Here is a 22,656-nt window from a genome sequence, read left to right on the forward strand (position 1 = left end):
TTCGGGCGTTATATACGTTTTCTTACATGTATCGGTATTGGCATTTTATTGGAAATGTTTAGTGCCAAATCATGCTTGTGACTGATGCTGGAACCACGTTGCCTACTAACATCGACAGACAAGACAGAAAACCACATTTGTTGCTCATCCACAGCGAAATAAGATGGATTTTACAAATAAAGTTCGGTTTTATTTTGCTTTCAATTGAAAAATGACTAACTTTGAATCCGCCGTTAAGCACGCAGAAATGTTGTTTGCTGCGGCCATTAAATCTATTAACAGACCAATATTATACCTTAATAGGCCTATGAGCTATCTTAAATTTGAACGGGCTTTCATGACTAATTTGGAGGAATCTCTTCAGAGAGAATTGCTGCGTACCAATCGGTCGGGAGCCTATTCCTGTTCTACCATTGTGGATTGTAACACCCGCAAGTATCACGGCTTGCTGGTTGTTCCCATTCCCGAACTCGATGATGACAATCATGTGTTGTTGTCGTCACTGGATGTAACGGTCATCCAGCATGGTGCAGCCTTCAACCTGGGGTTGCACAAATATCAGGGCGATCATTTCAGTCCGAATGGACACAAATATATTCGTGAGTTCAATTGTGACAAAGTTCCTACGACCATCTATCGGGTAGGTGGGGTGTTGTTGAAGAGAGAGGTGGTTTTCCAACACTACGAAGACCGAATTTTGATTTGCTATACGCTACTGGATGCACACTCTGAGACCACTTTACGTTTCAAACCTTTCTTGGCATTCAGAAGCGTTCGACAGTTCACGCACGAAAATGCGACGGCCAGCAGAGATTTCGCATTGGTGAACAAGGGTATCAAGACATGTATGTACCCAGGTTATCCGGAGCTGTACATGCAGTTTTCCAAAGACAATGAGTTTGTGTTCCAGCCCGATTGGTATCGTGGGGTAGAGTATCCCAAAGAACGTGAGCGTGGCTATGCGTCCAATGAAGATCTCTACGTGCCAGGATATTTCGAGCTGAACATCAAGAAAGGGGAGCGGGTCGTGTTCTCGGCATCTACCTCTTCCTGTGATCCGAAAGAGCTGCAACAACTCTTCGACGAAGAAGTTGAGGCACGTAGTCCCCGCGATAATTTCTTTCATTGTCTGGTCAACGCTGCTCACCAGTTCCACAATCGTACGTCTGAAGACGAACGGTACATCCTGGCAGGTTATCCCTGGTTTAAATGTCGGGCGCGTGACACGTTTGTTGCACTGCCTGGGTTGACCCTGTCTATCGAGGAACAAGACTATTTTGAGCTGGTGATGACAACGGCCATGAGGGGTCTGAATGAGTTCATGGAGGGCAGGCCGTTTACCGTAAAAATATATGAGATAGAGCAACCCGACGTGTTGTTGTGGGCAGTATGGGCCATTCAACAATACGGTAAGGAGGCTGGGATGGAAAAATGTATCAGTAAATATTATGACTTTCTGCTGAAGATGGTTGGTTTCATTGAGGCTGGTCGCCATCCTAATCTCACCTTCGAAGCCAACGGACTGCTCAAGACGAATGGCAGGGATAAGCCAGTGACATGGATGAACTCTATAGCGAATGGCAGTCCGGTTGTTCCACGTTCGGGGTACATAGTTGAGTTTAATGCGCTATGGTACAATGCGCTGAAGTATGTAGCAGCCATGGCGAAAGAAAGCGGAGACCTGAAAACAGTAGATCATTATGAGGCCTTGGCGTCAAAATGCCAGGAATCGTTTGTGAATACCTTCTATAACGAACACGGTTATCTGTTTGATTATGTGGATGATGGGCACCCAGACTGGAGCGTTCGACCCAATATGATATTCCCTGTTGCCTTTGATTATTCACCACTGACACAAGAGCAGAAGAAGAATGTGTTGGATGTTTGTACACGAGAATTGCTGACGCCCAAGGGATTGCGTTCGTTGTCACCCAAGAGCAATGGCTACAACCCTATGTACGTGGGGCCGCAGACGCAGCGCGATCACGCTTATCATCAGGGTACGGCCTGGCCTTGGCTGGGTGGTTTCTACATGGAAGCGTGTCTGAAGTTGTACAAACGTACGCGATTGAGTTTCATCGAGCGCCAGATGGTGGGTTATGAAGACGAGATGATGCAGCACTGCTTGGGAACCATTCCCGAGTTGTTTGACGGCAATCCGCCGTTCCATGGGCGTGGAGCCATCTCGTATGCCATGAACGTGGCAGAGGTGTTGCGTACGCTGGAGTTATTAGAAAAGTATAAGTATTGAAAAGGAGGACGAACAAATGAAAGTATTGATGTTTGGATGGGAGTATCCTCCTCATATTCTGGGTGGACTGGGTACAGCCAGTTTTGGCATCACCGAAGGACTGAAAGCGCAGGGAGACATGGACATTACCTTCTGTCTGCCAAAGCCATGGGGTGACGAAGATCAGTCGAACGCCCATGTGGTTGCCATGAACAACGTGCCCATTGCCTGGCGTGACGTGGATGCCGACTATGTGAAGAGCCGTATTGGCAACATCACTGACTACAATGAATATTATCGGTTCAGGGATCATATCTATGCTGATTTCAATTACATGAATGTTAACGACTTGGGATGTTTGGATTTTTCTGGTCGTTATCCCGACAATCTGCATGAAGAGATCAATAACTATTCCATTGTGGCAGGCGTGGTTGCCCGTACACTTGACTTTGACATTATCCATGCACACGACTGGCTGACCTATCCTGCCGGCATCCATGCGAAGCAAGTGAGCGGGAAACCGCTTTGTATTCATGTTCATGCAACCGACTTTGACCGTAGCCGAGGTAAGGTGAATCCAACCGTTTATGGCATGGAGAAAAATGGTATGGACAATGCCGACTGTATCATGTGTGTGAGTGAGCTGACTCGACAAACGGTCATTAATCAGTATCATCAGGATCCCCGAAAGTGCTTTACGGTGCACAATGCTGTTTATCCACTGCGGAAAGAATTGCAAGATATCCCTCGTGCGGATCACCGTGGTAAAGAGAAAATCGTTACTTTCTTAGGGCGTTTGACCATGCAGAAAGGTCCTGAATACTTTGTGGAGGCTGCCAACATGGTGCTTCATCGCACGCACAACGTACGTTTTTGCATGGCAGGGTCGGGCGACATGATGGACCAGATGATTTATCTGGCGGCCCAGCGAGGTATCGCACATCGCTTCCATTTCCCTGGATTCTTACGTGGAAAACAGGTATACGAGTGTTTGAAGGCTTCTGACGTGTATGTCATGCCGTCTGTGAGTGAGCCGTTTGGCATCTCACCATTAGAGGCCATGCAATGTGGTACACCTACCATCATATCCAAACAGAGTGGATGTGCCGAAATTCTGACCAACTGCATCAAGGTTGACTATTGGGACATCCATGCCCTGGCGGATGCCATCTACTCCATTTGTCACAATGAAAGTCTGTTCACCTACCTGCAAACAGAGGGAAAGAAAGAGGTGGATCAGATTACGTGGGAGAAGGTAGGCGCGTGGATCAAAGAGCTTTACGAGCGTACACTGGGCTGGCGTTAAGTGTGATGGATATGTGTGAAATAACGAAAAACCTATAAATAACAATGAAAACAATTTGTCTATATTTCGAAATACATCAGATCAGGCATCTGAAGCGTTATCGCTTTTTTGACATTGGTACCGACCATTATTATTATGATGACTATGAGAACGAACGGTCAATGACGGAGATTGCCAATCAATCGTACATGCCGGCTCTCAGCACCTTGTTGGAAATGATTAAGGCGCACAATGGATTTTTCAAGGTGGCTTTTTCTCTTTCAGGCGTGGCAATAGAGCAAATGGAGATTCATGCGCCACAAGTGCTTGAAAAATTGCAAGAACTCAACGAAACAAAATGCGTGGAGTTCTTGGCTGAACCCTATTCGCATGGGCTGTCATCGCTGATTAATGAGGAATGTTTCGCAGCAGAGGTGAAGCGCCAATGCCAGAAAATGAAAGAGTATTTTGGTCAACAACCGCGTGTTCTTCGCAATTCGTCATTGATTTACAGTGATGACATCGGACTGCAAGTTTCGCAGATGGGGTTTGATGGAATGTTGACAGAGGGCGCCAAGCAAGTGTTGGGATGGAAATCACCTCATTATGTTTATCATTGTACGTTGGCTCCAAAACTGAAACTTTTGCTGCGTGATGTGGAGTTGAGTGACGACATTTCACTGCGTTTCAGCAACCGTTCATGGGAAGGTTATCCTTTGTTTGCTGACAATTACATCAACCGAATAGCTGAACTTCCTGATAAAGAGCAGGTAATCAACATCTTCATGAATCTTTCTGCCATAGGGATGTCGCAGCCCTTGGACAGCAATATTCTTGAGTTCTTGAAGGCATTGCCGTTTTGTGCGAAGCATAAAGACATCGTGTTTTCTACTCCTTATGAGATATGTTCAAAGACACAGAGTGTTGGTGCCTTGGATGTTCCAGATACAATTAGCTGGAATGATGAGGAGAGGGATGTGAGTGCTTGGCTTGGAAACCCCATGCAGCGAGAGGCGTTCAACAAGCTTTACAGTGTTGCTGACCGCGTGAGAATCGCTAATGATCCGCGAGTGAATCAGGATTGGGACTACTTACAAGCGAGCAACAACTTTAGGTTCATGACCACTAAGTCGTCTGGAGTGGGATTGGATCGAGGCATTTACAGCAGTCCTTTTGATGCCTTTACCAATTATATGAACATCTTGGGCGATTTTATCAATCGGGTGAACACCCTTTATCCAGAAGAAATCGACAATGAAGAGCTGAATTCTTTGTTGACAACCATCAGGAACCAAGGCGAAGAAATAGAGATTAAGGAGAAGGAAATCTTGCGTTTGCAAACAAAAATTGAAAAGATAGAAGCGGCCAGTGATAAGCTCAAGGCTAAGCTGGACGAAGATACTGACAAGACAAAAGGTAAGGTTTCAGGCACAGAAGCAACGTCAATCGCTGCCAAAAACAAAGATTTACAGGCGTGATTCGTTGTCGTTTTGTAGAGATTTAGTTGTGAAACAGCATATTAGTGGCATGCGCTTCAAGGATTGTGCATGCTACTTTTCCTTTTGTTTTCAATGAGATGTCGTTCGAGGTCACAGCAATTATGTTTAAAGTTGTTTGCTCAACGACTTTTTTTTCGCACCCCTTTGTTATTTGCTCGAAAACCTTTAACTTTGTACCATAGAAGGACATGAAGACCATAGTGGGTCGTTCTGTAAATAGAAAGTTAGCTCGTTCTTGTGTGGAATGTGTCGTTCTATGCATTATGAATCAATATCCAGCAATATCATCAATATGCAACAGAAAATTATCATTTTAGACTTTGGTTCACAAACTACACAGCTCATTGGCCGAAGAGTGCGTGAACTGGATACCTTCTGCGAAATATTACCGTATAATAAGTTTCCTAAAGGTGACGAATCTGTCATTGGTGTCATCCTGAGTGGGTCGCCATATTCGGTGCATGACCATGAGGCATTCAAGTGTGACTTAAGTGATTTCATAGGCAAGTATCCCGTCTTGGGCATCTGCTACGGTGCCCAATTCATCTCATTCACCAATGGTGGAAGGGTAGAAAGCACGGGTACGCGCGAATATGGACGCGCTCATTTGGAAAAGTTTGACGAAACTGATCCACTTTTCAAGGGCTTTCAACCGCAGTCACAGGTGTGGATGAGCCATGGTGATACCATTACTGCCATTCCAAGTGATTGTCATGTAATTGCCAGTACGGGTGAGGTGAAGTATGCGGCGTATGCCAGTGAGAAGAATCCAACATGGGCTGTTCAGTTCCATCCCGAAGTATTTCATACCACACAAGGTACCACTTTGTTGAAAAACTTCGTGGTGGATATCTGCGGCAGCAAGCAAACATGGAGCCCAGCGTCATTCATTGAGAGCACGGTTGAGAGCATTCGGCAACAGGTGGGCAATGACAAGGTGATATTAGGACTGAGTGGTGGCGTTGATTCTTCTGTGTGCGCAACACTCTTGAACAAGGCCATTGGTCGTAATTTGACCTGCATTTTCGTTGATCATGGCTTGTTGCGTAAGAACGAGTTCAGCAATGTCATGAAGGCTTATGAAGGGCTTGGACTGAACGTGATAGGTGTTGATGCCAGCAAGAAGTTCTTTGCTGACTTGAAAGGAGTGACCGATCCTGAGCAAAAACGCAAGATTATCGGCCGCGATTTCGTAGAGGTGTTCAACGCAGAAGCGAAGAAAATCACCGATGCTAAGTGGTTAGCGCAGGGAACTATCTATCCTGACCGTATCGAAAGTTTGAGTATTACCGGCATGGTTATCAAGAGTCATCACAACGTAGGTGGCCTTCCAAAGGAAATGCATCTGCAACTTTGCGAACCTCTTCAGTGGTTGTTCAAGGACGAAGTGCGCCGAGTGGGGTATCAATTGGGGATGCCTGAGCATCTCATCAAGCGTCATCCTTTCCCCGGACCCGGCCTTGCTGTCCGCATTCTTGGGGACATTACCCCTGAGAAAGTCGCCATTTTACAAGAGGCTGACGATATCTATATCCGTGCATTGCATGATTGGATTTGCGATGATGGCGAGCCATTATACGATAAAGTGTGGCAGGCTGGAACCGTATTGCTGTCTACTATTCGCAGTGTTGGTGTGATGGGGGACGAACGAACCTATGAGCATCCCGTCGCATTGCGTGCCGTTACCAGCACGGATGCTATGACTGCCGACTGGGCACACTTGCCATACGAGTTTTTAGCAAAGGTGTCTAACGAGATTATCAACAAGGTGAAAGGGGTGAATAGGGTTTGCTACGATATCTCTTCGAAACCGCCTTCGACCATCGAATGGGAATGATGATTCTTCATTTCCATGTAAAATATGACAAAAAGTCCCAAAGATGAAAATCACCTTTGGGACTTTTTGTTCGTGAATGTTTGCTTATTTCTATTTGAAGCGCGCATCGATTATTTGAAAACCAGTTCTTCTTTTCCTGGCTTTTTCTCGATGGTGATGGTGTCACCAGGGTGGAGTTCGCCCGACAGAATGCGTGCCGCAACGCCATCTTCAATATAAGTTTGGATGGCTCTCTTCAGTGGACGGGCACCAAACTGCACGTCGTATCCTTTTGTTGCCACAAACTCTTTGGCCTTATCCGACACATGAATGTGGTATCCCATGCCTTCAATGCGTTTGAACAGCCCCGTCAATTCGATGTTGATGATCTTCTTGATGGCATTCAGGTCTAACTGATCGAAGATAATGATTTCGTCCAAACGATTCAAGAACTCTGGTGCGAACTGCTTGCTCAGACTCTTTTGAATAATCGAACGGGCGTATTCCTTGTCCTCATCATTCATGCTCGGACCTAAATTGTTGGCGGCATTGAAACCTATTCCACGCCCGAATTCTTTCAGTTGGCGTGTACCTGCGTTCGAAGTCATGATGATGACCGTGTTTCTAAAGTCAATCAATCTACCGTTTCCGTCCGTCAGTCTTCCTTCATCCAATACCTGCAGCAGCGTGTTGAACACGTTGCCATGCGCCTTTTCTATCTCGTCCAGCAAAACAATGGAGTAGGGATGACGCCGAACTTTCTCTGTCAGTTGTCCTCCTTCCTCATATCCTACATATCCAGGAGGTGCTCCCACGAGTCGCGAAACATTGAAACTCTCGGTGTATTCGCTCATGTCAATCCTGATCAGCGCATCTGTTGAGCCAAACATGTGCTCTGCCAATTTCTTGGCAAGATAGGTCTTTCCTACGCCAGTGGGTCCCAAAAACATGAAAGCGCCTATGGGATGGTTCGGATCTTTCAATCCAACGCGATTCCTCTGTATAGCCTTTACCAACTTGTCGATGGCAGGATCTTGGGCAATAACTGCGTCTTTCAGCTCTTTGGCCATTCCCTTCAACCTTACGCCTTCAGCTTCTGCCATGCGTTGAACAGGCACACCAGTCATCATCGACACAACATCAGCAACCTCATCTGCCGTGATGTTCACCCTTTTATCCATCTTGCCAGACGACCATTGCTTGTTCATGTCTTCCAACTCAATTTCCAATTCGGTTTGTTTGTCTCGATAACTGGCCGCCAATTCGAAATTCTGATTGCGTACAGCTTCTTGCTTTTTTATTTTAACCGCATCGATTTCTTTCTCTTTGTCAGTGATAGAAGAAGGCACTTCAGCATGTTGCAAAAACACTTTCGACCCCACTTCATCCATGGCATCAATGGCTTTGTCGGGGAAGAAACGGTCGGTTACATATCTTTCTGTCAACTTGACACAGGCCAACAATGCCTCATCCGAATATTGAACATGATGATGCTGTTCGTATCTCTCCTTGATATTTTTCAGTATTTGCAACGTTTCATCCGTGGTGGTCGGCTCAATCAGTACCTTTTGGAATCTGCGTTCCAACGCACCATCTTTCTCTATCGAGTTGCGGTATTCATCCAACGTGGTGGCACCAATACACTGAATGACACCACGGGCTAATGCTGGTTTCATGATGTTGGCGGCATCCATGCTTCCAGGTGTGCTTCCCGCACCAATAAGTGTGTGAATCTCGTCAATGAAAACGATGATGTCAGGATTCTGTTCTAATTCTTTCAACAGCGCACGAATACGCTCCTCAAACTGTCCCCGGTATTTCGTTCCGGCTACAATGGCTGTCATGTCCAGACTTACTACTCGCTTGTTAAATAGTACGGGCGACGTCTTGTGCTTGGCAATCAGTTGTGCCAATCCCTCAACAATGGCGCTTTTTCCGACGCCCGGCTCACCTATTAATATAGGATTATTCTTCTTTCGCCGTCCCAGAATCTCGATAACGCGTAGAATTTCCTTATCCCTTCCTACCACCGGGTCCAGTTTTCCCTCCCTTGCTGCTTGTGTCAAATCGGTAGAGAAGTTGTCCAGGATAGGCGTTTTGCCATTCCCTTTTCTCGACTGTGTCGCTGTTGATGGCGCGGCATTGCTTTGGTTAGAGCCCGTGTGTTGACCTCTTGATTCAAACTCAGCTTCCTCTTCCTCGTCTGGCAAGTCAAGTCTACTGCTTGTTGGTTTTGCCATTCGTCGCAAATAGGTCAGCGTATCTTCGTAATTCATGTTGTTTGTTTCTAAAATTTCTTTGGCTCCATTGTTGGCTTGGTCATGCAAGATGGCCAACAGCAGGTGATGCACGTCCACCGTTTGCGTATGTTGAATCCTCGCTTCCAGCACGGCCAGCTTCAAAATGTTGCTGGCTCGTTCGTTCAAAACGAGTTCCGACGTGTTGATGGGTTCATTCAATTCATCTATTCGTACCCGGTTTTCCAATTCTGCTTTCACAGTAGAAAGATTGATATTCAATCGTGTAAACACATCTTGTACCAGGCTGTTCTTTTCTCTGAGCATCCCCAAAAGAAGATGTTCCGGGCCAACTGATCGGCTGGCCAGTCGGGTAGCTTCCTCTCTACTGAATGCCAGTACTTCGGATACTTTTGGTGAAAACTGACTAGTCATATCTCTTTTTACCTTTCTTTTCTAATTAAATACTACTTAATAGTTTGCAAAAATCGTGCCAATCTACGATAGCATCGCCATCCAGTCCTGAAGTCTTATTGTCAAGTGGCGCCTCGCCTCGGCATCAATCTCACTGCCGATAAAGCCAAGAAAATACACGATTCACCCACGGTATGTATATCCTGAACCAGCGATATTTGGTCACTGGCTTGCCTCCGAACTTGAGAATGAACTCTCTGAACTGACTCTTCTTAAATGGTAAACCGGCGTAGAGGAAGTAGAAATGCTCGCAATGATTGGCGTGTGCATACTTAATGGCATTCCATACCGTGACCGTGTCGGGATGCAGGGGGTAGAAAGTCTTGCGCTTGGATGCCAGGTACCACAGATAAGCGTTTCCTTGTGAAAGGATAATGGTGCATCCGCCAATCAACTTGTTTTTATACTGTGTGATGAATGTCTTGGTGTGTTGATTTTGATACAACTTCGTAAACATCTCTTCAGAAGGGATGAATCTCTTGATTTTGCTTCTGAAGTGATTTTTCAGGTGATTGTAAAACAGTTGGAGTTCTTCTTTGGTGGCCACCTCACTCGTCGTCACTCCGGCAGATTCAGCGTGTGCGATACGTTTCAAGGTCTTCTTGCTCAACCTGTTTTCTGGCGGCATACTGTGTAGCGAGTTATGAATCTCTTGCCAGTTCATGGGGAAGTACTTGTTCTGTCTGAAGTGTTGATAGCCAAACATCTTCTGGCTCAAGGCACTGAACTCTGTGTATAGCGCGAGCTTGCGCCTAAAGAAGCGGTTTATTTCATACAGCATCAGCCCAAACACTTGCTCCTTGTTCTCACAGCTGTCCTCATATTCTCCCTCGCCGTAAACTCTCCCTTGCTTATATATAAAAGGTGGAATCCAGGTGCCATGCCATCTCAGTAGGGCCAACATGTGAGCCACACACTTGCCTGTTTGGTCTTGCGTGACAACCATGTAAGGGGTTTGACCGGATGTACGCTCGGCTATCCGGAACAGCTCCGTGCTGTGAAAAAAGTTGTTGCAGGTCATCGGTGGCAGTTCAGAGCTTTTGGAAATGATGCTGACCTTGATGTTGTCCATAGGACAAAAATACGAAATGTTTTCTGAAAAAAACAATGTTTCGGTGAATTTGATTAACTTTGTCCCACAGATTTTTAACTATTCTGATGATTATACCATACAAAATCATTTTAGCCTCACATTCTCCACGGCGCCAAGAGTTGCTGCGGGGACTTGATGTGAGCTTTGAGGTTAAGGTGAAAGAGGGCATTCCCGAGGATTATCCAGCCGATTTAGACACGGTCGAGATACCCAAGTTTATCGCACAAAAAAAGGCTGCTGCCTACGAAATGACTCAAGACGAGCTATTGATTACAGCCGACACAGTGGTAGTGCTGGGCCGACATGTCATGGGTAAGCCTGTGGATGCCGACCATGCCCGACGCATGTTAAGAAAGCTAAGCGGTAAGACGCATCAAGTGGTGACGGGCGTTTGTCTGAAAACGGCATCGGAGCAGCGTGCCTTTTCGGTGGTGACAAACGTGACGTTCAAAGAGCTTTCGGATGCTGAGATAGATTACTACGTTGAGAAATACCAGCCTTTCGACAAAGCAGGTGCATACGGTATACAAGAGTGGATTGGCTATATCGGTGTAACCAAGCTGGAGGGTAGTTACTTCAACGTCATGGGATTGCCTGTTCAGCGCATTTATGAAGAGTTGAACAAAATGAAGTAACCATCTTCAATACAACGATTTAATGTCTTGATGATTTGTGTTTTGAAAGGCGATTGCAAGTGTGTTTGTCACCTTTCTGCATCATGCGTTCTTTCCATTCATGCAAAGTGGTTTTTCAATAGCATTGAGTTTGGTGCTTAAAGTCATTGAGTTTGGTGTCCAAAGTGATAGAGATTGGATGCCAAACTCAATGCTATTAAAATCGATGAGCAGATTGATTGAAAAATAAAACGAAGAAGAGTGTTGCTCTTCGTTTTAGCTTCCCATTTACAAGTCACTTTCGTTTACGTTGAAGGTACTGATGCTCATGTCGCCTTTTTCAATTCCCATCTTCAACCATTTCATGCGCTGTGCACTGGTTCCGTGGGTGAACAACTCTGGCTGACTGTATCCCTGTGCCTTTTCTTGCAGGTAATTGTCACCTATTTTTTCGGCACAGTTGATGGCTTCTTCTATGTCGCCGTCTTCCAACGAATGGTATTCCGCATCATCATGATGGGCCCATACGCCGGCGTAATAATCGGCCAAAAGCTCCAAACGCACACTCACCTTGTTGGCTTCAGCCTTGCTCATGCGGCTCATCATGCTATGTCCTTCTGACAAGATGCCCAGTAGATGCTCTACATGGTGGCCCACCTCATGCGCGATGACGTAGGCGTAGGCAAAGTCGCCGCCAGCTCCCAGTTGGCGTTTCATGGTGGTGAAGAACGAAAGGTCAAGGTACAGCTTCTGGTCACCCGAACAATAAAACGGCCCTACTGCCGATGATGCTGAACCACAGGCACTCTGTACGCCACCCGTAAACAACACCAACGTAGGGGGAGTGTACTTGCGTCCCATCTGCTGAAATACCTTTGTCCATACGTCTTCCGTGCTTGCGAGTATCTGTCTGGAAAACTTTGCCAGCTCTTCCTCTTCTGCCGTGAATTCCCGTTGTTGCGGTGTACGCTCTTCTTGCAAGCCGTTCAGTGCGCCTTGTTGGATGACGTTTCCTATCACGTCACCAAGGTTTCCGCCCGACATGAAGGTCATCAGGGCAATCACAACAATGGCTCCTAAGCCTCCGATGCCCGCCTTTGCGCCTCTTCCCATGCGCCGCCGGTCTTCTACGTTGTTGCTTTCTCTTCGTCCGTTTAATCTCATTTTGTATGTTGTTTTATGGTTGACTTATTGAATTGAATGATAGACAAATTTAATCATTTATTTGATAACACAGCCCTAAATGTGCTTGAATGATGCTTCAATGCGGACCAATCCTCTGTTTTTGTATGATGAGGGTGGTTGAAATGCGGCCTCACGCATCCAAAGCGGGTATGTCATTTTAGGCTTGTCACATTCTGATTTCTCGGCGTACGGCCCTACTAACCTCTCGATGTTGGAGGAACGTTACGGTCACAAAGCTGGCGATAGGCACAATAGGTGCATCGTTTCAGTTCGCTGGTGGGTGCAAAGGGGATGGATGGATTGTAGATTTCGCTCAGTAATTGCTGCAAATTTTCCTTGAATTTCGCATCATACTCTCCAATATCCAGCACCTTTTCCTTCTCTAAAAGCAGTGTCGGATCGTAGTCTTCACCAGCGGTTTGTTGGATAAAGAGCAGTGCCGGACTTACTGGTAGCTGTGCAGGATTGAGCTGGGGATGGTGCTTGACGATAGAAGCGTATAAGAAGGTTTGTAGATAATAGTCCTTGTGCTTTTCTGAAAGCTTTTCATCGGTAAAGATGTCATCCACGTCAACGGGCGTCGATGTCATGGATTTGCCTGTTTTGTAGTCGATGACCCGTATGCGATGCGTGCCGTCGGGATTGACAATCTCGTCCAATCGGTCGATGTAGCCACCCACTGATAAAGAGTGCGAATCCTGCGCTGTCTCGAAAGAAAGGGTCGAACTGACTTTCTCTTCCAATGATTTGATGACGAAAGGAGCCAGCTTTTCATCAATCTGCAGCAAGCGGTTGAGGTAGTCGATGATGACCCTTCGGTTGATGAGTTGTAGACCATTGTACTCGGGTCGGTAGCCCTTGTTGCTTACATTGAACAATTCTTCGTTAAAAGCCTGGTCTACAAACTGTTCGATGCGCTTTCCTTTCGTTCGCAGGTCATGAATGTCGCTGGCTTGTATGCGTTGGTTTTTCTCCTTCAGATGGGTATAAATCAGTTCTGCGCTGCGGTGAAAAATGTTGCCGAACATGCGGTTGTCAACGGCATCCTCAGCCTCTGGCTCCTTCAATCCCGCGAGGATGTTGTAATAAAATTGCAACGGGCATCGCAGATAGCGGTTGATGGCGGTGGGAGAGAGCTGCTCCAGTTGGTTCAAGGCCTGCATTACCTGTTCGTTTTTCTCAATCACTTCCGGCCCATGTGTCTCCATGCTTTGCCCGCACAGCATGGAGTATCGTTGGATGGGGTGCCCACTTTCTACCATCATCTGCAACATGAACCTGCTCATTTCGCCCGTGTGACTAATCTCGGTTGAATTGTTATAGGTAAGCGTCACGTCGCTGGCTCGCTGTATCAAGCGGTGAAAATGATAGGCATAGATGGCCACTTTGTGCTTCACCGTGGTGAGTCCGTAGGCTTCACGCAAGGCGTGTGGGATGAAAGACGTGTCGCTCACCCCTTTTGGCATGTTGCCATCGTTGCACGATAGCACGAGCAGATGGTCGAAATCGAGGTTGCGCGTTTCCAATACGCCCATCACTTGGATGCCTTCAGCAGGCTCGCCATGGAACGGGATGCTGGTGGCTTGGATGAGTTGGGCCATGAGGCGTTCGAAGGTAGTGAGGTTGATGGTGAGGTCGCCGGCAGCGATTAGGTCTGACAGTCGATTGAGTAAGGTGTACATCCTGAACACCGACTCTTGGAAAAAAGCGTCTTCGTTGTTTTTTCCTTGCTTTCCTATCCGTTTGAGGACATTGAGTATCCATTTGGTAAGCAAGCAGTTGGTTGGGTCGTCATCTATGTCTGTAAACAGAAGGGACAGGCCGTCGTCCATGGAAAGCTCGCTGCGGGTTGGAAAGTAATGTTTCTCGGTTTCGAGATGCGTGAGCAATGTTTGGTGATTCTCTGAAATATACTGGGCATACGGATGTCTTAACACGCGCTTGACGGCTGTCAGTCGGTACTTGTCTGTGTTGAGGATGTGGCCGGAGGTTTGCAGCATCAGCAGGACGTTGATGAGTGATGCCACCGGCGATTGCGCCAACGGATAGCCCGTGGTGATGTTGATTTTTCCCGCTTCTGGTGGGATGCAGTGAATCACCGTTTGCAAGAGCTGCTCGTCGCACATCACGATGGCGGTGTTCTTGCCAGCTTCGATACGCCCTTTTTCTCGCAGCCAAGTGGTGATGTAGCGGGCTTGCATGTTCTCTGTGGGAGCCGATAGGTATGTGATGCCTTTCGGTTGTGTGAACTGCTTGTATAGCTCGTCCGACTGGTTGTCCAGCTCATTTGGGAACATGTCCAGGTATTGACGGATGAAATGGCCGGCCTCTTGCTTGCCGTCTGTCAGGTAATAGCGGTCGAAGTCCCAATAAAACTTGGCCTTACCCATGTCTTTCAGTCGTTTGAAGAGAGCTTGTTCTACATTTTGCAGCACGTTGAAGCCCACGAAGACATATTGGTCGTATTCAAATTCGATGTCCTCATTCTGTGCCACTTGTCGATAGAGAGCGCCTTCGTAGGCGATTCCCTGGTCTGACAGGCGCTGGTTGAAATCGTGATAGATGTCCTTGAAATGGCTCCACAGATTGAGAAATCGACGCTTTAGTTCAGTGTCGTGATCTTCATCAAAGTTCTTGAAGAATGCTTGGAGTATCTTTTTTTGCTCCTCAGACAGGTAAGAAACGTCATCAAACTCGTGTATGTCTCGAAGATTGGCAAACACTTTGTCGGCATCAACCATGTTCTTGTCTATGTCATCAAAGTCGGAAAGCAACAGTTGCCCCCATCCATAGAACTTGTCAAGCGTTTCATCGCTTCCGGTACACGCGTTGAATGATTTGTGCAAGTCACAGATTAATTTGATGGAGTCGCTGACGGTTAAGTGGGAATGGCGGCGAAACAAGTCGCTGATGGTGATGTAGGACGGACTCCAGATGGGGCGGTCTGACAGGCATGCCAGCTGCTCGTTCATGAACAGCGACGCGCGCTTGTTGGGAAAAACTACCGCCACGCGGGATAAGTCCTGCCCGAACTTGGCAGTCAGGTCTTGGGCTACATATTTTAAAAAGCTGTTTTTCATTTCACTTCTTCAATCTTGTTGCTGTAAACATACCACAGGTATCCGGTCACATGGGCATGCCCCATCTGGGTCAACAATTGCATGTATTGCTTGACTTGATCGATGTGTTGGGGCTTTGGGTTGCCAAACTTGAAGTCAACTACTATCATCTGTTGTCCGTCGGTCATCACCCTGTCCGGTCGGTGGGTCATCACTTCTCCCGTCGTGGGATTGACATGCAAGATGCTGCACTCGTTAAATAGTTTCCATTTGCCAGAGAACCAGCTCGCAACCTTGGGATGATTGAGTCGCTTGTTCAACATCTCTTGCAGTTTTTCTCGGGTCACAACGTCATCGTATAATACGCCATCAAATTCTAATTGCTTCAATACAGCTTCCACATCGTCAGCGGTTTTGATTTGAGAAAACAGCTGATGGAGGATGTTTCCCAGTTGGATGTAGCTGGATTGTCTGTCCTCCGGTTCCTCATCTTGGCTGACAAACTCTTTGCTCTGGTTGCTTTGTCTGAATTCAACCATGTTTTCAAAACTCTCCATTTCTATCTTCAGCGTCTTGACAGGAAGCTGAAAGATGTTATCGGAAGCCTTTTTTGTTTCGTCTTTAGGCGTGGACAGAGTTCCGAACTCCAGGCTGATGGTGTCGTTCTTGTCATCCATGTCGCCCGTAAGAATGCTTCCCGACAGTGCTTGTTGCATCTCTTCCACACTTTCTTCAATTACTTTTGAGCGTCTACCAGCACTCTTTCGTTGGCCAAGGATGAAGAGACTCTTGCCTGCTCTGGTCAAGGCAACGTAGAGTAGGTTGAGGTTATCAACCATGTTTTGCAGATGCTCGTGCTGATAATCAGGCTCGAAGAAAGTGTTTGTCATGCTTTTCTCCGAGAAATCTATCGGTATGAGCGGCAGTTGACAGAAGGGTTCAGTATCCGTTCTGCACCATAATGTGTACCTTCTTTCAAGCTGCCAGTCACAGAAAGGAATGATGACATGGTCGAATTCCAGTCCCTTACTCTTGTGAATGGTCAGTATTCTGATTCCATCAAAGCCGTCACTTTGAATGGTTTTGTCATGCAATGTCTCGTTCCACTGCTCCAGAAAGTTGTCCAATCCAGTGATGTTGTCAGTCAAATATTGATTCAGCAGGTCATAAAACTCACAGATGTACGCACTTTGATCCTTGAGTGTGTCGAGTTGAAAGATGGCAAACAAACGTTCAACCAAATCGATTGGTGGTAAGGTTAATAATGAATCGGATTGTTGCGTGAAGTCTTTTGGAAGCCAATCCGTAACGTCTTTTCCTTGAATGAATAAGTCGTTGTCGTCCAGTTTGTTGTTAAGTATTCGCTTTTGATATACTTTTGATAGATTAGCCAAGGCGATTTTGTCTTCCGGATGCATGAGACAATGCAGGGCATCTATCAACAGATTGACCGCAATGGATGAGTCCAATCGGAACGCTTCGTCAGATACTAGGCGTATTTCCGGCATGGTTTCCATCAGTGCGTCAGCGATGGTGGGTATCTCTTTGTTGTTGCGAACCAGGATGGCGATGTCTTTTTGCCGCACTCCTTGCCCCTTCAGCATAGTGATAATCTGTGCGATTTCGGTCTCCATCAGGTAATCATAGTCTTCTTTTGGAAAGAGTTTGATGATGGCAAAGCCTGTCTGAACCTTCTCATCAGGCGCTTTTTGGCACACGTCCTCGTACGCTTTCTTTACTTGCTCCGCTTCTTCAGGGTTGTCTGTGGCCAGTGCTTCATACTCTTTTTGTGCGACAATCGTGAAGAATGTGTTGTTGAAATCAATGATGTTCTTCTCAGATCGGCGGTTTACGTCAAGTTTAAGAGTTTCGAGTAGATGACCTTGTGATGGAAACTCCTGCTCAATATTGTTCAATAGTCGCCAATCACCAGAGCGGAACCGATAGATGCTTTGTTTGACATCACCCACGATGAGACCGGTACCATCAGCGTGACTGATGACTTCTTTCAATAGAATCTTGAAGTTTTGCCATTGGATAGTGCTGGTATCTTGAAACTCATCAATCATGATGTGTTTGAGTTGTGTGCCTATCTTTTCAAAGATAAAGGGCGAGTCGCTGTCCTCAATGAGCTTGTTGAGCAACAGCTGTGTGTCGCTGAGCAAGAAGCTGTTCGAGTCGGCGTTCAGCTCTCTTACCTTTTTCTCAATGCTACCGAGCAGTCTTAGCTGGTTGAGATGTCGCAAGATGAGTGTCGCCGTGCGGAAAGGAACAAGTAGTTGTCTTCGTCTTTGTTCTGTGGTATTCAGCAAGTTGGTGAGTTCTGTAGCCAGCGTCATCAACCCCTTATCTTTTTGATCGCCCTTTCTCAACCACTCTTCCGGTGACTCTGCTGCTTTTTGTGCCGTGAGGTTGAACAGTGTGCTGTCGTCATATACGCCCGAACTTAGCTTGATGAAATAGCCTGCGGGTCCTTTTTTTCCACTCTTCAGATTATCGATTGAAGCCTGATGTCGGTCAAGTGTTTCATCGAAGGCTTCCCCCATTTTACTGAATTCTGCTAATGCTCGTTCTCTTATGTTTCTCAATTGCTTGGTATATTGCACAAAGAAATCCTCTTGACCCAGCACGCTTTCCAGTTCATCGCGATGCGCTTTATACACATCCTTAAAGATGTTCGAGCCAAAATCCTTAATTTCTCCAATGACATTCCATGACTTGTCGTCAGAGATGTTTTGCCGGATGTATTCGTATATCCATCTCAAGAGTTTGTCGTTTGGCTGCAATTCTTCAATCAACTCATCTACTGCCTTTTCTTTCACTTGCTTATCTCTCAGCTCAATTCTTAGGTTTGCTGTGAGATCGAGTTCCCTTGCCAGGTTTCTCAACACGCTTTGAAAGAAAGCATCAATCGTTTCTACCCTGAAATAATTGTAATTGTGCAGCAACTGTCCCAAAGCCTTTTGCGCCCGTTCACGGATTTTAGTGCTGGGAAAGGTGATGGATTCTTGTATCTTGTGTAAATAACTATCAGAGTCGGGCAAGCCATGAGCGATGCCATACAGTTGGCTCAGGATGCGCATCTTCATTTCTTCTGTCGCCTTGTTGGTAAAGGTAACAGCCAAGATGGAGCGGTAGGCGTCGGGATTTTCAATGACCCGTTTCATATACTCCGTGGCCAGTGTGAAGGTTTTGCCGCTGCCCGCACTTGCTTTATACACCGTGAGCGATGGTTGTTGTTCAGATGAGTTGTTCGTTGCAGTCATGTTTTGAGTTTTACCATTGTCTGAATAGTTCGAAGCCAAACTTGAATCCGAAGTTTCTGTACTTGCCGTTGACGGTCGAAACAAAAGCCCCTACAGAGGCCAGGCGCGTCTTGAAAGCATAACCCAGTTCGATGTAAGGATGAGCATGCTTTGCGTGTAAAGCACTGAAATAAAGTCTTTCCCGCTCAATGAAATGTCCGGCAAAAGGCAGCCAGGCAAGTATCAAGAAAGGAGACTCGTATGCGAAGTTGGCTCTCGCGTAATAAAGAGATAAGTTGTACAAATCAGAATCCAGCAGTTCAAACTCGCCGGACCAGTCAACAGTCCATCCGTCGGGGAGGAACGTCTGTCTGAAGTTTTCGTAATCCACGAAGTAGTCATTGTTGGTGCGGTGGGTGTAAAAACCGCCTCCCAAGCGCATGGACAAGCTCTGCACGTTCCACAAGGGCAGGATGTATTGACCGTCAAATTCCCAACGCGCATACGGTACATTGGTGTTCGCCAGCTTATTGAGGCTTTGTTCGTAGCTGGCTGTCAGGGTGGGGCCAGCATATCCCCAGGGCCGATACTGCACTTGCAACTTTGGAGCGAGGGAAGAATACATCTTAGGCTTGTTGATCAGGTCGAATCCGGCTTTGTGTACGGCGGAACGGTGGTGGAGAATCACACCGGCTTGGAAACCAATGTACTTGGTTAGGTCATAATTAGTAAAACAATCCCAGTAAGTATCTTTAAACTCGTCCAATTGCATCCTCTCCCAAATGGGATTGTTGTCGGTGGCCAAGTTCAGCTCGTTAACCAGTCTTCTGTTTTTGATAAGGCGCCCACCGGATAGGGTAGTTTTCAGGTATGCGTTGTGTTGTTTGTCAAAGTAATAGATGAGTGGCGTCCAAAAATAAAACTGTTTGAGTTTGAAAGAATAGCCGGCCTTGAACTGAAGCCAAATGTCACTGTTTTCCGTAAACTTGTATCCGCCACGAATGTTAAACTTGTAGTAAAATCCTTGGTTGTTGCTGTATCCCATGAAGAGCGGGTTCAAGATGGGGTTGATTCTAAAGTATCCTTGTTGGTCTGGCCCGAATTTTTGATTGATATGCGTCAGCACATTTTCACCAATCATATCCCACAAGATGGTTTTCAGTTTCATTCGTTTGCTGGTTGGCGAAAGACTATCAATCTTTGTCGTATCTTTCTCCGCAGCTTCTCTTTCCTTCACAATCCTGCCGTAGATTAGTTTTTCGTACGAGGTGAGTGGCTCTGGTCTCAACTGTTGCATCTTACTCAGGTCATGGTTGTCCTCAATGGGGGTGTCAACAGGTTTCGGCAGATTGTAAGCCATGGTGTAATGAGCTTTGATGTCATTGCCTAAAAACAGGAAACGAGCATCCAAGTTGCATTTCTCCGGGTGCATGGCTTGCATGGTACCGCTACCCATCTTGATGAAAAGCCGGAATTGTATCATGTCGTATTCACCCGCCAGCCTCACTTGTACGATGCGACCGTCATGGGGCTTTACGATGGCCACCCCGTCAACCAGCAACGTGTTTCTTAGCCTGGGTTTGAATTTCAGTCGAATAAGGCCGTCTGGCTCTTGTTCAAAACTGTATTTGTAATATATTTTATTCTGCTTGTTGAAGGGTGAAAGAATGTTTTCACCAATCATGGTTACGTCGTATATGTCGGGTGTAAGATAGCTCATCAAGGTTGGCATGGCGACGTGTCGGCGGGGAATGGTGGACAGTGATAGCAGCTTTTTTGTGGTATAGTTGCCAGAAGGCAGAAATGTCACTTTGTTGAAACTTTCCTGAACATATTCGCGTCTGCCCCCATGGGCCACCACATACATGGTGGGTACGGCCATGAGAAACACATTGCGCTTGTTGACACGCAACGAAGACTTCATGTAAGCGTAGCTGGTGGTGTCGGCAACTTGCTTGATTTCAATGGTTTGCGGGTAGCTGAAAACGCGGTGCAACAAAGTGTCAAGTTTACTTTTTGCAGACCATACTTCCTGCGGTAACATGAGGCAGGGAAGTATTAATATCACTACTTTCAACAATGCTGTTCTCACCAAGGACAAAGGTACGATAAGAATGGCAAAAAAACGAACGATTGGTTAATTTCTTATCGGCATATTTCATTCATGTGCTGATAGAAGAAATTTCACGCGAAAGATTGCAAATGGTGGATGTCACCCTTCTGCTTGCGTTCGAGCAAGATTGTCCATAGTTGGCTTCTTGGCCGTTTTCAATATTTATTTCTCTCCATTATTTCTGGCAACTAAAAAAACTTGATCGCACAACTGAATTATGAAAATTGTCCTAAAAAATGACAATAAATTTGCACTTGCAAAATGATGAAATAGAAAAAAATGATAGGTATTCGGGATGCATAGAAGGGATAAAAAACTAAGTTTTACATCCTTAACTTGTAAAAGCATGGAGTTCACCTTGTAAAGTCTAAGAGTTTGCTATCCAACAAGCATGCGTTTGGTGCGAAAAAGATATCGTATAACATCGTTAAAGCACCCTTTTAGCGGTGTAAAAGACTGATAAATCACCTTGAAAATCAGTATGAAAATTGTAAGGTATTGACAACTAAAGCATTGCGTTTTTCGCTCATTTTTGCGATATTTTCATCTTTGAACGTCTTCATGGAAAATATGCGAAGCACAGAGCACTATTTGTTAAGAAAAATCCTACAAGTCCATTGCCGTACATCATCATCCCCCTGCGAGGGATGAAGGCCAAAAGTTCTTAAAATATTGAAACATAGTGGTAAAATAAATATAAAATGGTAGACAACTTTCGCTTCTGTATCATTATTGTTGTATTTTTGCGTTCAGTTTAAAAATTGAATAACAACACAATTATGGCAGAAGCTATTGATATTCGCGAGTTAAATATGCGGATAGAACAACAGAGCGGTTTTGTGACCAACCTTGTTCGAGGTATGGATCAAGTCATCATCGGTCAAAAACATTTGGTTGATTCTTTATTGATTTCCTTGCTTAGCGATGGACACATTTTGTTGGAAGGTGTTCCAGGATTGGCCAAGACACTGGCCATCAAAACGCTGGCCCAATTGATAGAAGCAGACTACAGTCGTATTCAGTTTACCCCCGACTTGTTGCCTGCCGACGTGATTGGTACCTTGATTTATTCGCAGAAGGAAGAGAAGTTTCAAGTGAAAAAGGGTCCGGTGTTCGCCAACTTCGTCTTGGCAGATGAGATTAACCGAGCCCCAGCGAAAGTGCAGAGTGCCTTGCTGGAAGCCATGCAGGAACATCAGGTGACTATCGGTGAAAACACCTTTAAGTTACCCAATCCGTTCTTGGTGATGGCCACGCAAAACCCCATTGAGCAAGAAGGTACTTATGAACTCCCCGAAGCTCAGGTAGACCGTTTCATGCTGAAGGTGGTCATTGATTATCCTACCTTGGAAGAGGAGAAACTCATCATCCGTGAGAACCTTCAAGGCTCCATGCCGCAGGTCACACCCGTGACTACTGCGGAGGAAATTCTCAAGGCTCGTACCATTGTCAACGAAGTGTATATCGACGAAAAAATTGAACAGTACATCGCTGACATTGTTTTTGCTACCCGCTATCCCGAACGCTATCAACTGCCTGAACTGAAAGATATGATCACGTTCGGCGGTTCGCCGCGTGCATCGATTAACCTTGCCAAAGCTGCCCGTGCATACGCCTTTATCAAACATCGCGGATACGTTGTTCCCGAAGATGTGAGAGCTGTGGCACACGACGTGCTGCGTCATCGCATCGGATTGTCGTACGAGGCAGAAGCCAGCAACATGACATCAGAGGAAATCGTGTCGAAAATCATCAATAAGATAGAAGTGCCATAAAGTGGTCGAGGAACAACTTGCACAGACAGTT

Annotated in this window: 12 protein-coding genes; 6 read left to right on the plus strand and 6 right to left on the minus strand. The window is 46.1% G+C overall.

Translation table 11 applies throughout. The annotated features are described in order from the left end of the window. Positions 1-307 precede the first annotated feature (307 nt). From HMPREF1254_RS00695 to guaA, 4 genes are all read left to right on the plus strand, one after another. A complete protein-coding gene (locus tag HMPREF1254_RS00695; RefSeq protein ID WP_023056743.1) occupies positions 308-2,251 on the plus strand; it encodes a glycogen debranching enzyme N-terminal domain-containing protein in 1,944 nt (647 codons plus the stop codon). A gap of 16 nt (positions 2,252-2,267) precedes the next feature. Then, on the plus strand, positions 2,268-3,536 hold the full coding sequence (locus tag HMPREF1254_RS00700) for a glycosyltransferase family 4 protein (RefSeq protein ID WP_023056728.1): 1,269 nt from the start codon (positions 2,268-2,270) through the stop codon (positions 3,534-3,536). A gap of 44 nt (positions 3,537-3,580) precedes the next feature. Then, positions 3,581-4,993 carry a glycoside hydrolase family 57 protein gene (locus tag HMPREF1254_RS00705; protein WP_023056680.1) on the plus strand — a complete coding sequence of 471 codons (1,413 nt, stop codon included), beginning with the start codon at positions 3,581-3,583 and terminating at the stop codon, positions 4,991-4,993. Positions 4,994-5,306: 313 nt separating this feature from the next. Continuing rightward, complete coding sequence (gene guaA / locus HMPREF1254_RS00715) at positions 5,307-6,851, plus strand: glutamine-hydrolyzing GMP synthase (RefSeq protein WP_036878414.1); 1,545 nt, start codon at positions 5,307-5,309, stop codon at positions 6,849-6,851. 110 nt (positions 6,852-6,961) lie between these two features. Here guaA and HMPREF1254_RS00720 read toward each other — a convergent pair whose 3' ends face one another. Both HMPREF1254_RS00720 and HMPREF1254_RS00725 read right to left on the minus strand, forming a co-directional pair. Further along, positions 6,962-9,502, minus strand: coding sequence for an ATP-dependent Clp protease ATP-binding subunit (locus HMPREF1254_RS00720; RefSeq protein WP_023056686.1), 2,541 nt, complete (start codon positions 9,500-9,502; stop codon positions 6,962-6,964). 130 nt (positions 9,503-9,632) lie between these two features. Next, positions 9,633-10,613 (minus strand): GNAT family N-acetyltransferase, encoded by a 981-nt coding sequence (locus HMPREF1254_RS00725; RefSeq protein WP_036890747.1) that lies wholly within the window; start codon positions 10,611-10,613, stop codon positions 9,633-9,635. Between the two features lie 86 nt (positions 10,614-10,699). On the opposite strand from HMPREF1254_RS00725, the gene HMPREF1254_RS00730 reads away from it, so the two are divergent. Beyond that, on the plus strand, positions 10,700-11,269 hold the full coding sequence (locus HMPREF1254_RS00730; protein WP_036878362.1) for a Maf-like protein: 570 nt from the start codon (positions 10,700-10,702) through the stop codon (positions 11,267-11,269). A gap of 267 nt (positions 11,270-11,536) precedes the next feature. Here the strand turns inward: HMPREF1254_RS00730 and ypfJ are convergent, their stop codons facing one another. The 4 genes from ypfJ to HMPREF1254_RS00750 form a co-directional block, all read right to left on the minus strand. Beyond that, entirely contained in the window at positions 11,537-12,412 is an 876-nt protein-coding gene (ypfJ, locus tag HMPREF1254_RS00735; RefSeq protein ID WP_023056676.1) for a KPN_02809 family neutral zinc metallopeptidase, read from the minus strand. Positions 12,413-12,630: 218 nt separating this feature from the next. Next, on the minus strand, positions 12,631-15,513 hold the full coding sequence (locus tag HMPREF1254_RS00740) for a PD-(D/E)XK nuclease family protein (protein ID WP_023056657.1): 2,883 nt from the start codon (positions 15,511-15,513) through the stop codon (positions 12,631-12,633). Then, the gene (locus HMPREF1254_RS00745; protein ID WP_023056641.1) at positions 15,510-18,758 is read right to left on the minus strand and encodes a UvrD-helicase domain-containing protein; all 3,249 of its coding nucleotides are present in this window, start codon (positions 18,756-18,758) and stop codon (positions 15,510-15,512) included. Before HMPREF1254_RS00745 ends, HMPREF1254_RS00740 begins: the two co-directional genes overlap by 4 nt. Positions 18,759-18,768: 10 nt before the next feature. Further along, positions 18,769-20,781 (minus strand): DUF5686 family protein, encoded by a 2,013-nt coding sequence (locus tag HMPREF1254_RS00750; RefSeq protein ID WP_023056727.1) that lies wholly within the window; start codon positions 20,779-20,781, stop codon positions 18,769-18,771. 848 nt (positions 20,782-21,629) lie between these two features. Between HMPREF1254_RS00750 and HMPREF1254_RS00755 the strand changes: the two genes are divergently transcribed. After that, positions 21,630-22,625 carry an AAA family ATPase gene (locus HMPREF1254_RS00755; protein ID WP_023056664.1) on the plus strand — a complete coding sequence of 332 codons (996 nt, stop codon included), beginning with the start codon at positions 21,630-21,632 and terminating at the stop codon, positions 22,623-22,625. Positions 22,626-22,656: the final 31 nt, after the last annotated feature.

This window comes from Prevotella sp. BV3P1 (assembly GCF_000479005.1).
In the GTDB taxonomy this organism is placed as follows: Bacteria; Bacteroidota; Bacteroidia; order Bacteroidales; family Bacteroidaceae; genus Prevotella.

What these genes read in the sequence shown, in the direction of transcription:
- HMPREF1254_RS00695 (WP_023056743.1), top strand. Translation starts at nt 308, where the DNA reads ATGAGCTATCTTAAATTTGAACGGGCTTTCATGACTAATTTGGAGGAA.
- HMPREF1254_RS00700 (WP_023056728.1), top strand. Translation starts at nt 2,268, where the DNA reads ATGAAAGTATTGATGTTTGGATGGGAGTATCCTCCTCATATTCTGGGT.
- HMPREF1254_RS00705 (WP_023056680.1), top strand. Translation starts at nt 3,581, where the DNA reads ATGAAAACAATTTGTCTATATTTCGAAATACATCAGATCAGGCATCTG.
- guaA (WP_036878414.1), top strand. Translation starts at nt 5,307, where the DNA reads ATGCAACAGAAAATTATCATTTTAGACTTTGGTTCACAAACTACACAG.
- HMPREF1254_RS00720 (WP_023056686.1), bottom strand. Translation starts at nt 9,502, where the DNA reads ATGACTAGTCAGTTTTCACCAAAAGTATCCGAAGTACTGGCATTCAGT.
- HMPREF1254_RS00725 (WP_036890747.1), bottom strand. Translation starts at nt 10,613, where the DNA reads ATGGACAACATCAAGGTCAGCATCATTTCCAAAAGCTCTGAACTGCCA.
- HMPREF1254_RS00730 (WP_036878362.1), top strand. Translation starts at nt 10,700, where the DNA reads ATGATTATACCATACAAAATCATTTTAGCCTCACATTCTCCACGGCGC.
- ypfJ (WP_023056676.1), bottom strand. Translation starts at nt 12,412, where the DNA reads ATGAGATTAAACGGACGAAGAGAAAGCAACAACGTAGAAGACCGGCGG.
- HMPREF1254_RS00740 (WP_023056657.1), bottom strand. Translation starts at nt 15,513, where the DNA reads ATGAAAAACAGCTTTTTAAAATATGTAGCCCAAGACCTGACTGCCAAG.
- HMPREF1254_RS00745 (WP_023056641.1), bottom strand. Translation starts at nt 18,758, where the DNA reads ATGACTGCAACGAACAACTCATCTGAACAACAACCATCGCTCACGGTG.
- HMPREF1254_RS00750 (WP_023056727.1), bottom strand. Translation starts at nt 20,781, where the DNA reads ATGTTACCGCAGGAAGTATGGTCTGCAAAAAGTAAACTTGACACTTTG.
- HMPREF1254_RS00755 (WP_023056664.1), top strand. Translation starts at nt 21,630, where the DNA reads ATGGCAGAAGCTATTGATATTCGCGAGTTAAATATGCGGATAGAACAA.